Annotated in this window: 14 protein-coding genes; 1 reads left to right on the top strand and 13 read right to left on the bottom strand. The window is 43.0% G+C overall.

What is annotated here, in order from left to right; all coding sequences use genetic code 11:
• Positions 1 to 4: 4 nt before the first annotated feature.
• From IEZ33_RS07940 to IEZ33_RS07920, 5 genes are all read right to left on the bottom strand, one after another.
• On the bottom strand, positions 5 to 430 hold the full coding sequence (locus IEZ33_RS07940; RefSeq protein WP_191603142.1) for a hypothetical protein: 426 nt from the start codon (positions 428 to 430) through the stop codon (positions 5 to 7).
• Between the two features lie 334 nt (positions 431 to 764).
• Positions 765 to 1019, bottom strand: coding sequence for a hypothetical protein (locus IEZ33_RS07935; protein ID WP_191603141.1), 255 nt, complete (start codon positions 1017 to 1019; stop codon positions 765 to 767).
• A gap of 5 nt (positions 1020 to 1024) precedes the next feature.
• Positions 1025 to 2896, bottom strand: a complete 1872-nt coding sequence (locus IEZ33_RS07930; protein WP_191603140.1) for a retention module-containing protein — start codon at positions 2894 to 2896, stop codon at positions 1025 to 1027.
• Positions 2897 to 3058: 162 nt separating this feature from the next.
• On the bottom strand, positions 3059 to 3487 hold the full coding sequence (locus IEZ33_RS07925) for a protein tyrosine phosphatase family protein (protein ID WP_191603139.1): 429 nt from the start codon (positions 3485 to 3487) through the stop codon (positions 3059 to 3061).
• Between the two features lie 27 nt (positions 3488 to 3514).
• On the bottom strand, positions 3515 to 3793 hold the full coding sequence (locus IEZ33_RS07920; RefSeq protein ID WP_191603138.1) for a peptidylprolyl isomerase: 279 nt from the start codon (positions 3791 to 3793) through the stop codon (positions 3515 to 3517).
• Positions 3794 to 3906: 113 nt separating this feature from the next.
• Here IEZ33_RS07920 and IEZ33_RS07915 point away from each other — a divergent pair, with 113 nt between their 5' ends.
• Complete coding sequence (locus IEZ33_RS07915; protein ID WP_191603137.1) at positions 3907 to 4704, top strand: response regulator transcription factor; 798 nt, start codon at positions 3907 to 3909, stop codon at positions 4702 to 4704.
• Positions 4705 to 4751: 47 nt separating this feature from the next.
• On the opposite strand, the gene IEZ33_RS07910 is transcribed toward IEZ33_RS07915, so the two are convergent.
• The 8 genes from IEZ33_RS07910 to IEZ33_RS07875 all read right to left on the bottom strand — a co-directional run bounded on the left by IEZ33_RS07910 (position 4752) and on the right by IEZ33_RS07875 (position 14482).
• A complete protein-coding gene (locus IEZ33_RS07910) occupies positions 4752 to 5135 on the bottom strand; it encodes a (deoxy)nucleoside triphosphate pyrophosphohydrolase (protein WP_191603136.1) in 384 nt (127 codons plus the stop codon).
• Complete coding sequence (gene argJ / locus IEZ33_RS07905; RefSeq protein ID WP_191603135.1) at positions 5135 to 6355, bottom strand: bifunctional glutamate N-acetyltransferase/amino-acid acetyltransferase ArgJ; 1221 nt, start codon at positions 6353 to 6355, stop codon at positions 5135 to 5137. The genes IEZ33_RS07910 and argJ overlap by 1 nt, the downstream gene beginning before the upstream one ends.
• A gap of 15 nt (positions 6356 to 6370) precedes the next feature.
• Entirely contained in the window at positions 6371 to 9088 is a 2718-nt protein-coding gene (secA, locus tag IEZ33_RS07900; protein ID WP_191603134.1) for a preprotein translocase subunit SecA, read from the bottom strand.
• A gap of 141 nt (positions 9089 to 9229) precedes the next feature.
• On the bottom strand, positions 9230 to 10141 hold the full coding sequence (lpxC, locus tag IEZ33_RS07895) for a UDP-3-O-acyl-N-acetylglucosamine deacetylase (RefSeq protein WP_191603133.1): 912 nt from the start codon (positions 10139 to 10141) through the stop codon (positions 9230 to 9232).
• Between the two features lie 103 nt (positions 10142 to 10244).
• Complete coding sequence (gene ftsZ, locus IEZ33_RS07890) at positions 10245 to 11477, bottom strand: cell division protein FtsZ (protein ID WP_191603132.1); 1233 nt, start codon at positions 11475 to 11477, stop codon at positions 10245 to 10247.
• A 43-nt stretch (positions 11478 to 11520) separates the two neighbouring features.
• Positions 11521 to 12786 carry a cell division protein FtsA gene (gene ftsA, locus IEZ33_RS07885; RefSeq protein ID WP_191603131.1) on the bottom strand — a complete coding sequence of 422 codons (1266 nt, stop codon included), beginning with the start codon at positions 12784 to 12786 and terminating at the stop codon, positions 11521 to 11523.
• Positions 12787 to 12845: 59 nt separating this feature from the next.
• Positions 12846 to 13529, bottom strand: coding sequence for a cell division protein FtsQ/DivIB (locus tag IEZ33_RS07880; RefSeq protein ID WP_191603130.1), 684 nt, complete (start codon positions 13527 to 13529; stop codon positions 12846 to 12848).
• Entirely contained in the window at positions 13526 to 14482 is a 957-nt protein-coding gene (locus IEZ33_RS07875) for a D-alanine--D-alanine ligase (RefSeq protein WP_338040946.1), read from the bottom strand. The genes IEZ33_RS07880 and IEZ33_RS07875 overlap by 4 nt, the downstream gene beginning before the upstream one ends.
• Between the last annotated feature and the right edge of the window lies 1 nt (position 14483).

Genomic DNA, 14483 nt, shown 5'->3' with positions numbered 1-14483 from the left:
GTCGCTAACGTAAAGGTCGCGGTGCTCGCTGGCCCGTTACCACCACACTGGTTTGACCGGTGTAATCGGTGCCGTCGGTTGCGGTGCCTGTGTAGCTTAAGTTCACGGTCACAGACTTGCCAGCCGGTACCGCGGTGTCCAAGGACACGGTGTAATCGGTTGTGGTTTCCCCTTCGACGACCGAACCTGGGCCGGTTAAGCTCACCAACACAGTATCTTCTGTGCCCGGAGGATTATCGGTTCCGGTTTGGTCGTTAATCACGGTCGTCACTTGATTGGCGTTGCTGTCTTCCGCTATCGCTTCAAACGCGCCGTCTGTGTCCACAATGGAATCGATGTCAATGATGATGGTTTCGCCATTGTCCGCCAACGCATCGTCTAAGGTCGCTAACGTAAAGGTCGCCGTGCTCGCTGGCCCCGTTACCACCACACTGGTTTGACCGGTGTAATCGGTGCCGTCGGTTGCGGTGCCTGTAGCTTAAGTTCACGGTCACAGACTTGCCAGCCGGTACCGCGGTGTCCAAGGACACGGTGTAATCGGTTGTGGTTTCCCCTTCAACCACCGAACTGGGCCGGTTAAGCTCACCAACACAGTATCTTCTGTGCCCGGAGGATTATCGGTTCCGGTTTGGTCGTTAATCACGGTCGTCACTTGATTGGCGTGCTGTCTTCCGCTATCGCTTCAAACGCGCCGTCTGTGTCCACATGGAATCGATGTCAATGATGATGGTTTCCATTGTCCGCCAACGCATCGTCTAAGGTCGCTAACGTAAAGGTCGCGTGCTCGCTGGCCCCGTTACCACCACACTGGTTTGACCGGTGTAATCGGTGCCGTCGGTTGCGGTGCCTGTGTAGCTTAAGTTCACGGTCACAGACTTGCCAGCCGGTACCGCGGTGTCCAAGGACACGGTGTAATCGGTTGTGTTTCCTTCAACCACCGAACCTGGGCCGGTTAAGCTCACCAACACAGTATCTTCTGTGCCCGGAGGATTATCGGTTCCGGTTTGGTCGTTAATCACGGTCGTCACTTGATTGGCGTTGGTGTCTCCGCTATCGCTTCAAACGCCGTCTGTGTCACGATGGAATCGATGTCAATGATGATGGTTTCGCCATTGTCCGCCAACGCATCGTCTAAGGTCGCTAACGTAAAGGTCGCCGTGCTCGCTGGACCCGTTACCACCACACTGGTTTGACCGGTGTAATCCGTTCCATCCGTTGCGGTGCCTGTGTAGCTTAAGTTCACGGTCACAGACTTGCCAGCCGGTACCGCGGTGTCCAAGGACACGGTGTAATCGGTTGTGGTTTCCCCTTCAACCACCGTACCTGGGCCGGTTAAGCTCACCAACACAGTATCTTCTGTGCCCGGAGGATTATCGGTTCCGGTTTGGTCGTTAATCACGGTCGTCACTTGATTGGCGTTGGTGTCTTCCGCTATCGCTTCAAACGCGCCGTCTGTGTCCACAATGGAATCGATGTCAATGATGATGGTTTCACCATTGTCCGCCAACGCATCGTCTAAGGTCGCTAACGTAAAGGTCGCCGTGCTCGCTGGCCCCGTTACCACCACACTGGTTTGACCGGTGTAATCGGTGCCGTCGGTTGCGGTGCCTGTGTAGCTTAAGTTCACGGTCACAGACTTGCCAGCCGGTACCGCGGTGTCCAAGGACACGGTGTAATCGGTTGTGGTTTCCCCTTCGACGACCGAACCTGGGCCGGTTAAGCTCACCAATACGGTGTCTTCTGAGTTATCAACAATTGTTATTAATTGCTCACCGTCAACAATTGAGGCGCTTACAGGATTGCTCAATTGTATAGAAAAATTTTCTAAATCCTCAAAAAGGTTATCATTGACAATATTGATTGTAATCGTCTTAGTTGACTCTCCCACAGAAAATACAACCGTCCCTTGCTGCGCTTCATAATCTTTTAGTTGCTGGTTATCACTTGCTAAAGCAGTTCCATCAACAGTTGTAAAGTCTACTGAAGAAGCTATAGAAAGGTCACCACTTCTAGTAACAACAATAGTCACTGTACCCTGGGATTCATCAACGGAAATATCATTTCCTAAAGTAATTGAAGGTGCTACTGGCGTCGGTGTTGGCACTGGCGTCGGTGTTGGCACTGGCGTCGGTGTTGGCACTGGCGTCGGTGTTGGCACTGGCGTCGGTGTTGGCACTGGCGTCGGTGTTGGCACTGGCGTCGGTGTTGGCGCTGGAGTCGGTGTTGGCGCTGGCGTCGGTGTTGGCGCTGGAGTCGGTGTTGGCGCTGGCGTCGGTGTTGGCGCTGGCGTCGGTGTTGGCGCTGGAGTCGGTGTTGGCGCTGGCGTCGGTGTTGGCGCTGGCGTCGGTGTTGGCGCTGGAGTCGGTGTTGGCGTCGGAGCTACCGCTACTTGATTTGGCTCATTAACTATATTTACATTATTTTCTGACGATCTCGCAGATGTATCATAACCATAGTCAGGAAGAAAGAAGTCGCCTGTTCTACTAACTGATGCCGAGTCACCTAACCCCCCATCATCGGCAGGTGCTTGGTCACCAGCGGCAGGAGCTTCCTGTACTAACGTCGGGTCGACCCCAGCTAAAATGGCCTGCTGCAATGCTTCAACATCGGCGGCTGAGTCAGCTACTAACTCTTCAGTTTCGTCTAAAGAGAACACTTCGTCCGTTATTTCAACAAAGGCATCGCTTTCTATAACGATCTGAGAACCATCAATAAATTCAATAATTGCAGCACCAGTTACAGCTGAGGTTATTGACTCACCATAGAATACTGGATCACCAACATTAATCGTTCGTTCTTGTCCATCTATTGACTGAACACGAACCTGCCCGCTCGCTTGAACCACAAAACCCACTGCATTACCTAATGTTGCAAATGAAAGCTGATTGTCACTCATATTTGTACCTATTCCTTCGAAGAGTTTTAATTACTCTATAAAATAGGTTATCTGCGGCATAAAAACTACTGTACCTTGGTACTAATTTAACTAACTAATGATCACAATTTAATTTAGGGTTGATTAGACCTTTCACCAATAAATCTGTCTCCAGCAATTAACTTAATCAACTTTATTTTTTTGCATAATCTCCATGCAGCGATCTAAAGCAACACCTTTAGATTCGACAAACTTAACTAAATCATCAAAGTTTTTCCCTTTACGATTCTCACTTAAGACCCATAGGACTGATGATCTAGTCCCCGTTCTGCAAAACGCTAACGTTTTTTTAGAGGTTGCTAAAAACCCAGCCTGCAAATCCACTTCACGCTGTGTCAAGTTTGTCAATACAATTGAGTTTTTATAATATGTAAACCCTTCAGTTTCAATCGCCTCCCTCAACTCCTCACCTACTGGCTGATCCTCTGATTCACCATCTGGACGATTATTTATAATTGAATCAAAACCCATTTTCTTTATTTCTAGCAAATCTTCAGGAAAAATCTGTGGCGATACATAATAATTTTCAGTTACTTTAATAGCTTTAAACACAAAAACCTCTCTTAACGATAAATATAACTAATTACGGTACAACACCTTGATTAAATGAAACCCAAATTGGGTTTTTATTGGACCCTGAACCTTTAACAACGGACCTTTAAACACAGCTTGATCAAATGACTTAACCATATCCCCCTGTTTAAACTCCCCCAAATCTCCCCCCTTTTTAGATGAAGGGCAAGTAGAATGTTTTTTTGCCAACTGATAAAAGTCTTCTCCTTTATCTAATCTCACTTTTAATTTATTGGCCTCATCTTTAGTCTTTACCAATATATGACATGCACTAGCCATCGCCATTTAAACACCCTCGCTCTGTAGAAATACATTTTACAAACAAAACAGTAAACATTATTTATTAACTTTATGATAACCTCAATCAAAACTATAGAATATTGAATACGAGAAAATAAATGGCAAATCAAATCTTTACCCAAGATCTATCCGTTTTACTTATCGAACCTTCGGACGTTCAAAGAAAGTTAATTACTAGATCATTGACTGGCGCTGGCATCAACAATATAGAAGAGGCATCAAATATCAATGACACGATTAATATCCTAAAAGAACATTCTCCCGACCTCATCATTTCTTCTATGTATTTGCCCGATGGCACGGCTGACGACCTACTACAAAAGATCAGAAACAACCCAGAGACTGAAGGACAAGCCTTCATGTTAATTTCAAGCGAACGTAACAAGGTCTATCTAGAAAGCTTACGCCAATCTGGCGTGTTGGCCATTTTACCCAAACCTTTTGATAGCCAAGACCTAACTCGAGCCATTAAGGCAACTACATCTTACATTAGCAATACAGACATTGATCTTGAATTTTTCGATCCAAAAGACTTAAAAGTACTAGTAGTAGATGATAGCCGTCTTGCCAGAAAGCACATTATGAGAACCATGATGAGTATGGGAATCGAACAGTTTGATGAAGCTGAGAACGGAAAAGATGCTATCTCTCTTCTTGAAATCACACAATATGACCTAGTAATAACAGATTATAACATGCCTGAAATGGATGGCCGGGAATTAACTGAATTAATACGAATGACCCCTGAGCTAGCTCAAATCCCCGTATTAATGGTAAGCTCTGAGTCAAACGAATCTCATTTAGCCAATATAGCGCAAGCTGGAGTAGATGCTATTTGCGACAAACCATTTGACCCAAACACAGTCAGGGAACTGCTTAGCAATATTTTAAATTAAAAAAGCGCTAATGCGCTTTTTTAATTTAACCCGCACACTAAAGTATACTACTGATTTTGCAAAAAACTTACAAACTCTTGATTCGCCTTTAGAAAATTTAAGTCTGACAACTGATCAAGAGACACCCACTTCACTAGCTGCCCTTCTGCGGCATAGGGCTCTCCTTCAAAACCATCGACAATATAAAAGTGCAATCGTACTTTTTTATCTCCATAGTCATGCTCAACAGAAAAGACGTATTTTTGCGAGGTAACGACAACACCAATCTCTTCTTTCAACTCTCTTCTTAAAGTCAAATCAGCTGCCTCGGACAGTTCACACTTACCTCCAGGAAACTCCCACAGCCCACCTTGATGTTTAAGATCAGATCTGAAAGCCACAAACACCAAACCATCCCTTACAACGGCACCGGCGGCTACATCAATAATCATTAGGTACGGTACTCAGCATTTATGGTTACGTAATCATGGGACAAATCTGTAGTCCAAACAATATCCGAAGACAGCCCTAGACCAAGATCAATTTTTATATGAATATTTTCTGGTGACATAGCCGATTGACCCAACTCCTCAGTATATGAATCAGAACGCGCACCTTCCTTCACAATTTCAACATCATTAATAAATATCGCTACTTTTGAAACGTCTAATGACTTTAGCCCCGCCCTCCCCACAACAGCAAGAATTCTCCCCCAATTAGGATCAGATGCAAAAAGTGCCGTCTTAACCAAAGGAGAATGCGCAATCTCAAAAGCCACTTTTGTTGCATCCTCTTTTGACTCTGAACCTGCAACCTCAACTGAAACAAACTTAGTTGCGCCTTCGCCATCCTTTACAATAGCGTGAGCGAGCTCTTGCATAATAGAGGTAAGCTGCTCAATAAAGTACCTTGCAAAATCCGAGCTCAAATCAGTTATTTTTTCATTACCTGCTTTGCCCGTTGCAATCAACATACAGGAGTCATTTGTGGAGGTATCACTATCAATAGTTATTCGATTAAAACTCTTATTAACCACATCTTTGAGGATTTCATGAAGTAGGCTCTGATCTATAGCAACATCAGTGGCCACAAAACCGAGCATCGTCGCCATGTTTGGTCGAATCATGCCTGCGCCTTTTGAAATACCTGCCAAGTTAAATGACAACCCCTCATATTCACAAGAGCGATAGGCCCCCTTAGGACGAGTATCTGTTGTCATAATACCCTCCCCAGCATCTAGCCACTTCCCAGAAGAAAGACGACTAAAAGCCTCAGGTAACGAAGACAACAACTTATCAATCGGAAGCGGCTCACCAATCACACCCGTAGAAAACGGCAAAACCTGTGCCGGTTCTATAGCCGCAATTTCGGCCACTGCAGCACAGGATTTTTGCGCATTGCTCATGCCTTTAACACCGGTACCTGCGTTAGCATTGCCAGTATTAATGAGTAAAAAACGTGCAGGCGCTTTTGACAAATGCTCTCTACACAAGGTTACTGGTGCCGCACAAAATGCGTTCAATGTAAAAACACCCGCAACAGATGCCCCTTCACAAATCTCAAAAAGCACAACGTCTTTACGATTTGCTTTTTTTATACCCGCCTTGGCGTAGCCAATACGAACACCATCAATTAAAGGAATTTCTGGAAACTTAGATTCACCAACAGCCATTAATAAAACTCCAATCTAAACTAAACTACCATGACAATGTTTATATTTTTTACCAGAACCACATGGGCAAACTTCGTTCCGACCAACCTTAGGAACGGTTAGATCTTCTGAGTCAGAATCTGATTTTTGCGAATTCTCTGGCGCATCAAGTGCTCCTGATGGAGACGCATGAGAAGCACTTAATTTCATCTTCTCTTCATACTCCCTGCGAGCCTGCTCAATTTTTTGAGACTCTTCAGGTGATTGAACTTTAACTTGAGTTACAATCTGAATAACGTCAAATTTAATTTGCTCAAGTAAGTTTTGAAATAGTTCAAATGATTCTCTTTTGTACTCTTGTTTAGGATTCTTCTGAGCATACCCTCGTAAATGAATACCTTGACGCAACATATCCATTGTCTGAAGGTGTTCTTTCCATAGTGAATCCAAGACCTGAAGAAGCACCTGCTTCTCAAACATACGAATAGACTCTGCTCCAGCAACACTTTCTTTCTCAGTATAGTCATCAAGAAAGGCCGTCAGAATTTTTTCTCGTAAAGGCTCTTCGTAGAGTTGCTTATCATCTGATACCCATTGCTGAATAGGCAAACTCAATGAAAAGTCTTGAAGGATCTTTTCTTCTAAACCAGCTAAATCCCATTGATCAAATACACTTTGTGGCGGAATAAATTCATCAATAACCCCCGCAACAATCTCTTCACGCATACCAACAATAACCATGGACAAATCACTAGACTTCATCATTTCAAAGCGCTGATTATAAATCACCTGCCTTTGATCATTTGCGACATCATCGTATTCAATCAATTGTTTACGCATATCGAAGTTGCGTCCTTCAACCTTACGCTGAGCTTTTTCGATGGCATTAGAAACCATCTTATGCTCAATCGCCTCACCTTTCTCCATCCCAAGCGCTTTCATCATGTTTTTAATACGATCAGACATGAAAATTCGCATTAAACTGTCTTCTAAAGAGAGATAGAAGCGTGAAGAACCCACATCACCTTGACGACCAGAACGACCTCGTAATTGATTATCTATACGACGAGATTCATGTCGTTCAGTACCAATTATATGCAAACCACCTGACGCCAAAACAGCCTCATGCCTTGTTTGCCACTCAAGCTTAAGTGCATCTATTTTTTCCTGAGGTACATTTTCACCCAATTGAGTAATTTCAACCTGCAAGTTACCACCAAGTACAATATCCGTACCACGGCCAGCCATGTTGGTAGCAATAGTAACGGCTCCCGGACGGCCAGCCTCAGCAATAATTTGAGCTTCCCTATCGTGTTGTTTTGCATTTAGTACATTATGCTTAATGCCTTGTTTTTCCAAATGATCAGATAACAGCTCTGAAGATTCAATTGAAGCGGTACCTACAAGTAATGGGCGCCCTAACTCAACATTTTCTAAAATATCTTTAACGATCGCCGCATATTTTTCTTCTGTTGTCATAAAGATAAGGTCATTATAATCTTTACGTTGCACAGCATTATTGGTTGGAATAACAACAACAGTTAAATCGTATATCTGTTGAAATTCAAATGCTTCAGTGTCAGCAGTACCCGTCATTCCAGAAAGCTTTTCATATAATCTGAAGTAGTTTTGGAACGTTGTTGATGCAAGGGTTTGGCTTTCCGCTTGAATTGTCACACCTTCTTTTGCTTCAACGGCCTGATGAATCCCTTCTGACCAACGACGACCAGGCATTGTCCTACCGGTATGCTCATCCACAATAACAATTTGATCTTCCTGAACAACATAATCTACATTTTTCTGAAAAATCACATATGCCTTCAAACAGGCGTGAACATGATGCAGTAAAGTGAGATTAGTGGCCGCGTATAAACTATCGCCCTCCGATAGCATTTCCTGCTCAACAAGCCATTCTTCAACAAAAGTATGACCACTTTCTGTAAGCTCTATGTTTCTTTGTGATTCATCATATGTGTAGTGCCCACTTTCAGCATCTTCACCTTCATCCTGCCTAGTTAGTAGAGGCGCTAGCATGTTAATTTTTCGATATTGCTCAGAACTATCCTCAACAGCACCTGAAATAATCAAAGGCGTTCTAGCTTCATCTATTAAAATCGAATCAACTTCATCAACTACAGCAAAAAAAGGATCTCTCTGAGCTCGATCTTCCAGTTTAAAAACCATATTATCGCGTAAATAATCGAAGCCAAACTCATTGTTGGTTCCGTAAGTAATATCATCTAAATACGCAGCACGCTTTTCTTCCCTAGATTGTCCAGAATGAACAACACCAACAGACATATCTAAAAACTCATACAAAGGGCGCATCCAGTTCGCATCCCTTTTCGCCAAATAATCATTCACAGTAACAACATGAACGCCTTTTTGAGCTATAGCATTTAAATAAACAGCTAAGGTAGCAACCAGCGTTTTACCTTCACCTGTTCGCATTTCAGCAATTTTGCCTTCATGAAGGACCATACCGCCGATTAACTGCACGTCAAAATGGCGCATACCCATAACTCGCTTACTCGCCTCTCTAACTACTGCGAATGCTTCAGGCATCATGGAGTCTAAAGTATCACCCGAAGAGAATCTCTCCCTAAATTCAAGCGTCTTTTTTGCTAGCTGATCATCAGACAAATCGACAAGACTAGCTTCAAACTGGTTAATTTGATTAACAATTTTTTTAAATCGTTTCACTTCTCGGTCATTCTTAGTACCGATAATTTTTTTTATGACATTTCCTAACATCTTAAATTCAACGCCGCCAATTAATAATTACTAGAGTCTATCAGATCAATATAGACAAAACATAATATATTCAAGAAAACAGACACAAAAAAAAGGCCAAGCACAATGCTCAGCCTTTTACCGTTTTTATAATACGAGAAACTAAGCCGTAACAGGCTCAGAATACGAAATAGGCAATAGTTGGCTTTCACTTTCAAAAACGACGTATTCCCAAGCATCCTCTTGAACCAACAGCTCTCTTAGCAATGCATTGTTAAGCGCGTGACCTGATTTGTTCGCCTTATATTCGCCAATCAAACTGTGCCCCAACAAATACAAATCACCAATAGCATCGAGAACCTTATGCCTAACAAGCTCATCGTGGTAGCGCAAGCCCTCATCATTTAAGACACGATATTCATCAAGAACAACGGCATTTTCCATGTTTGCACCGCGAGCTAAATTGTTATTTTTGAAGTATTCTAAATCCTTCATAAAACCAAACGTTCTAGCTCTACTTATTTCTTTGACAAAAGACGTTGTTGAAAACTCAACAACCGTAGACTGCACATCTTCACCAATCGCTGGATGATCAAAGTCAATTGAAAATGACAACCTAAATCCTGAGTAAGGCTCTAAAGAGGCAAACTTGTCTCCATCCCTAACAACCACAGGCTTTTTAATTCTAATAAATTTCTTGTAAGCATTTTGCTCTTCAAGACCAGCCGATTGCAGCAAAAATACAAACGGACTCGCACTCCCATCCATAAGAGGCAACTCACTTGCACTTACTTCCACATAAGCATTATCAACTCCCAAGCCCGCCATTGCAGAAAGCAAATGCTCAACAGTACTAACGGTAACGCCATTACTGGATAGAGCTGTCGCTAAATTTGTAGAGCCTACAGCCTCAGCATTTGCATGAACTTCCATCGCTGGCTCTAAATCAGTTCTAACAAAGATAATACCTGCATTAACTGGAGCTGGCTTAAGAGTCAAGTATACTTTTTCGCCAGAATGCAGACCAACTCCTGTAGCGCGAATAATATTTTTAAGGGTTCGCTGACGTATCATTGCTTTCCTACAATTAAAAAGACCTAAAATATAAACATTATAATAACAATTTAACCCATTTTACACAAACAACAATGCAAACTTTGCACATTGCTTACTTTGTTTAATCCGCCTGTCGACGCAGAAAAGCAGGAATATCTAAATAAGAGAGCTTTTCATCGGAGGAAGTCGACTTTGCATTACCATCAGAGTCATTCTTTTCAGAATCTGGGGCAGATACCTGAACTGGAGATTCACTAACCACTTTAGGAGCAATAACAGATTTAACATCACTAACAGGTGCAACTGATGCACTTGAAACAGAGGACACAACAGTGTCGCCCACAACCTTGTTTAAGGATGCTGAAGCAGAGTCTACAACAGAACTTTCTGAACGCTCCAAACCTGTTGCAACAACCGTCACTCTCATTTCGTCGCCGACACTAGGATCAATTGCACACCCTACAACCACAGTTGCATCTTCAGACGCATACTCTTCAATGATTAAACCAACCTCTGTAAATTCAGAAAGCCCAACCTCTTCGTTAGCCGTGATGTTTACCAATACACCTCTAGCACCTTTAAGATTAATATCCTCAAGTAACGGATTGTGAATTGCCGATTCAGCGGCAACTCGAGCACGGTCCTCACCAGTAGAGGTGCCAGTCCCCATCATTGCCATACCCATTTCAGACATAACAGTACGTACATCGGCGAAATCCACATTAATCAAACCTGGTCGCATGATTAAGTCCGTTATCCCCTGAACGGCATTAAACAAAACATTATTTGCTTCACCAAAGGCCTTCAACAAAGAAATATTTTTACCTAAAACAGGCAACAGACGCTCATTAGGTACGATAATTAGAGAGTCAACATTCTCTCTTAGCTCGCGAACCCCTTCATCAGCTACCCTTGCCCGACGACGACCTTCAAAAGGGAATGGACGAGTGACAACGGCAACCGTCAATATACCTAACTCTCTAGCTACCCTAGCAATAACAGGAGCAGCACCCGTACCTGTACCGCCCCCCATACCAGCCGTAATAAATACCATATCGGCACCGGAAATCAGTTGAGTTATTTTTTCTTCATCCTCTAAAGCGGAATCGCGACCGACACTTGGGTTTGCACCAGCACCTAACCCCTTAGTAATTGTCGAACCAAGCTGTAAAGAAACACCTGTCTCAAAACCTACTAACGCTTTTGAATCCGTGTTTGCACAAATAAACTCAACACCTTCTAAGCGATTTTCCAACATATAACGGACAGCATTACCGCCACCACCACCAACACCAATAACCTTGATTACAGCGTTATCAGAGACATTATCATCAGCTAAATCAAAAACACTCATGGACCTATCGCTCCTCAAATTAGTTACTTGCTATTATTCCTGACTACAAATTACTTTGAAACCAATGCTTCATATTTCGCCACATTGCTGAAATATTCACTGGAGACCTAGTATCAACGTTAACTACATCAGGAACTTCACTCATTATTTTTTGCGCTCTAGAAGATGAAATACCTTTTGAGCCATAATCTTTACCACCAAGTGTTAATAAACCAACACCTGTCGAATATATAGGGCTATCAACCACTTCAGACACATCTCGCACTTCATCTAAGTAGGCGAGCCTTACAGGCATATCAAACACTTTTTCAGCCAAGTCAATAGCACCTTCAATTTGAGACGTCCCACCCGTTAAAACAACCCCAGCAGGGATACGCTCTGCGTAACCGCTTCGTCTTAACTCATCGAGAACCAAACTGTAAATTTCTTCATATCTTGCCTCCACAACTTCAGCCAACGCATGACGTGAAATTGTTCTTGACTGTCGGTCACCAACACTTGGCACATCAATTGATTGATCAGAACTTGCCATTGAAGACATAGCACACGCATAATTAATTTTAATGTTTTCAGCGTGCTGTGTCGGCGTCCTTAATGCCATAGAAATATCATTTGTAACCTGATCCCCCGCCACCGGAACAACAGAGGTGTGATGAATCGATCCGTCTATCCAAATGGCCAAGTCTGCGGTGCCCGCACCGATATCAACTAGACAAACACCTAAATCTTTTTCATCATCACTCAGAGATGAGTGACTTGATGCCAATTGGGATAAAATAACACCATCAACACCTAGACCGCATTTTTTAATGCACTTTTCAACGTTCATTACCGCATTCGCAGCACCAGAAATCATGTGCACATTCGCTTCGAGCCGCACTCCAGACATCCCCAGCGGATCCTTAATTCCTTCTTGAGCATCGATACTGAACTCCTGAGGCAAGATATGGAGAACACGTTGATCAGAAGGCATAGGAACCGCTTGAGCAGCATCGATAACACGCTCTATATCCGCTTCTTGCACTTCTCCATCTTTAATCGCAACAATCCCATGAGAATTTAAAGATCTTATATGACTACCAGTAACACTGACAAAAACAGAATGGATGTTACATCCAGCCATCAATTCAGCTTCCTCAACGGCTCTTTGAATAGATTGCACAGTCGACTCGATATTGACCACTACCCCACGCTTCATACCTTTGGCTGCATGAGAACCGACACCAACAACTTCAACACGACCATCGTCAGTTACTTCACCAACCAAACAAACAATTTTCGACGTGCCTACATCCAAACCAACTATCATTTAGATTTCCCAATCAAACTGTACAATAAACATTCAGTAAAAAGCAAAATCCAGACCAATTACAGAACCTCTTTCTTCCACGCCACTGATACACCGTGAGGATAGCGAGCATCAACACCCACAATTTGATCTATTCTACCTGATAAATCGCTTTTATACACGGCAATAAAACGCTGCAGGCGCTCTAAAACATCCTCTCTTCCTAGCCGAACAAACAATCCGTTCGATAGTGTAACTGACCAAGCGCCTCTCGCTTCAAGCGCCAATTTCATGGGACGTAAATCCGTAGAAGATAGTACTTGACTAACCAATTCAAACTGCTCTAATACTGATTTCTGAGTACCATCTGGCCCAAACAGCCGTGGCAAGGGAACATTCGGAACCACTAATGGAGAAATTATTTTCCCGCCTGTGGCAATTAGCTGCCTCTCCCCCCAAATTGCTAGAGGAGCATGCTCCTCTACACGAACTAGAATCGCATTCGGCCAGACTTTCCTAACAGAAGCCGATCTAACCCAAGCAGGGCTTATTGCCAGAGACATGACATCAGGCAAACTCAATGATGTAAGATTTTGACCGATAAGACTACGATAACTATCATGCAGCTCAGGCTTAGAGGTATAGGTTAAATCACCCTCAACAATTACTCTTTCAATTTCAAACCAATTTTGCTTTTCTATGTAACCCTGAAAGACAGCTATAAAAATCAATAAAAAAGCGCCAAATAACGCCAACATTCTCATGATGCTTTACCATCTCTCCACGCTAGTAACGCTATCATTTCAACCAAATCATCATACACAATACCTACATGAGCGGCCGACATGGGAACCAGGCTATGAGAAGTCATTCCAGGAGACGTATTTACTTCTAACACCCAAAAACCATTCGCTTGGTCCTGCATTACGTCAACACGCCCCCACCCAGTACAACCAAGAGACCGATACGCCTGCAAAGCCATATTTTTAACACACTCCTCTTCCGGCCCACTTAAACCACAAGGCAACAAATACTGAGTATCGTTAGCAATATATTTTGCTTCATAGTCATACAACCTATGGTTATCGGCAGGCTTTAGACCAATAACTGGATAAGCCATATCATCAATAATGGTTACTGTAAATTCAGGTCCATCAACAAATTGCTCAACTAAAATTTCAGAATCGTAATTCAACGCCTCATTAAGAGCAGACTCCATTTCCAAACGATTTAAGGCCTTATTAATACCGATTGTAGACCCTTCGCGAGATGGCTTTACGATAACAGGATAAGATAAGTGAGATTCCACCTCTTCAATGGATGGGATGGTATTAAAGGACAGATAGTTTGGCGTAGGGACACCTATACCTTTCCAATATTTTTTACTTAAAACCTTGTCCATAGCAAAACCACAGGCTAAAGGACGGCTACCAGTATATGGCTTCTCCATCATTTCTAATAAAGCTTGAATTCTACCATCCTCTCCTTCACCACCGTGCAGCGCAATATAAGCCAAATCAAATTCGACTTCCTGTAATTGAGCAATTGGATCAAAAGACCCATTTTCACCATATAAATCAATTTCAACAATGCGGTAACCCTTATTCAACAAAGCTTGAGCAACCATACTCCCACTTTCAAGCGACACGTCTCTCTCGGAAGATCGGCCACCATAAATTACAGCGATTTTAGATTCTTTCAGAGGCTTTAACAGCATA

It is taken from the genome of Marinomonas algicola, from assembly GCF_014805825.1.
In the GTDB taxonomy this organism is placed as follows: domain Bacteria; phylum Pseudomonadota; class Gammaproteobacteria; order Pseudomonadales; family Marinomonadaceae; genus Marinomonas; species Marinomonas algicola.
Note: the sequence above shows the minus strand (reverse complement) of the source record. Positions and strands in the feature narration are given on the sequence as shown.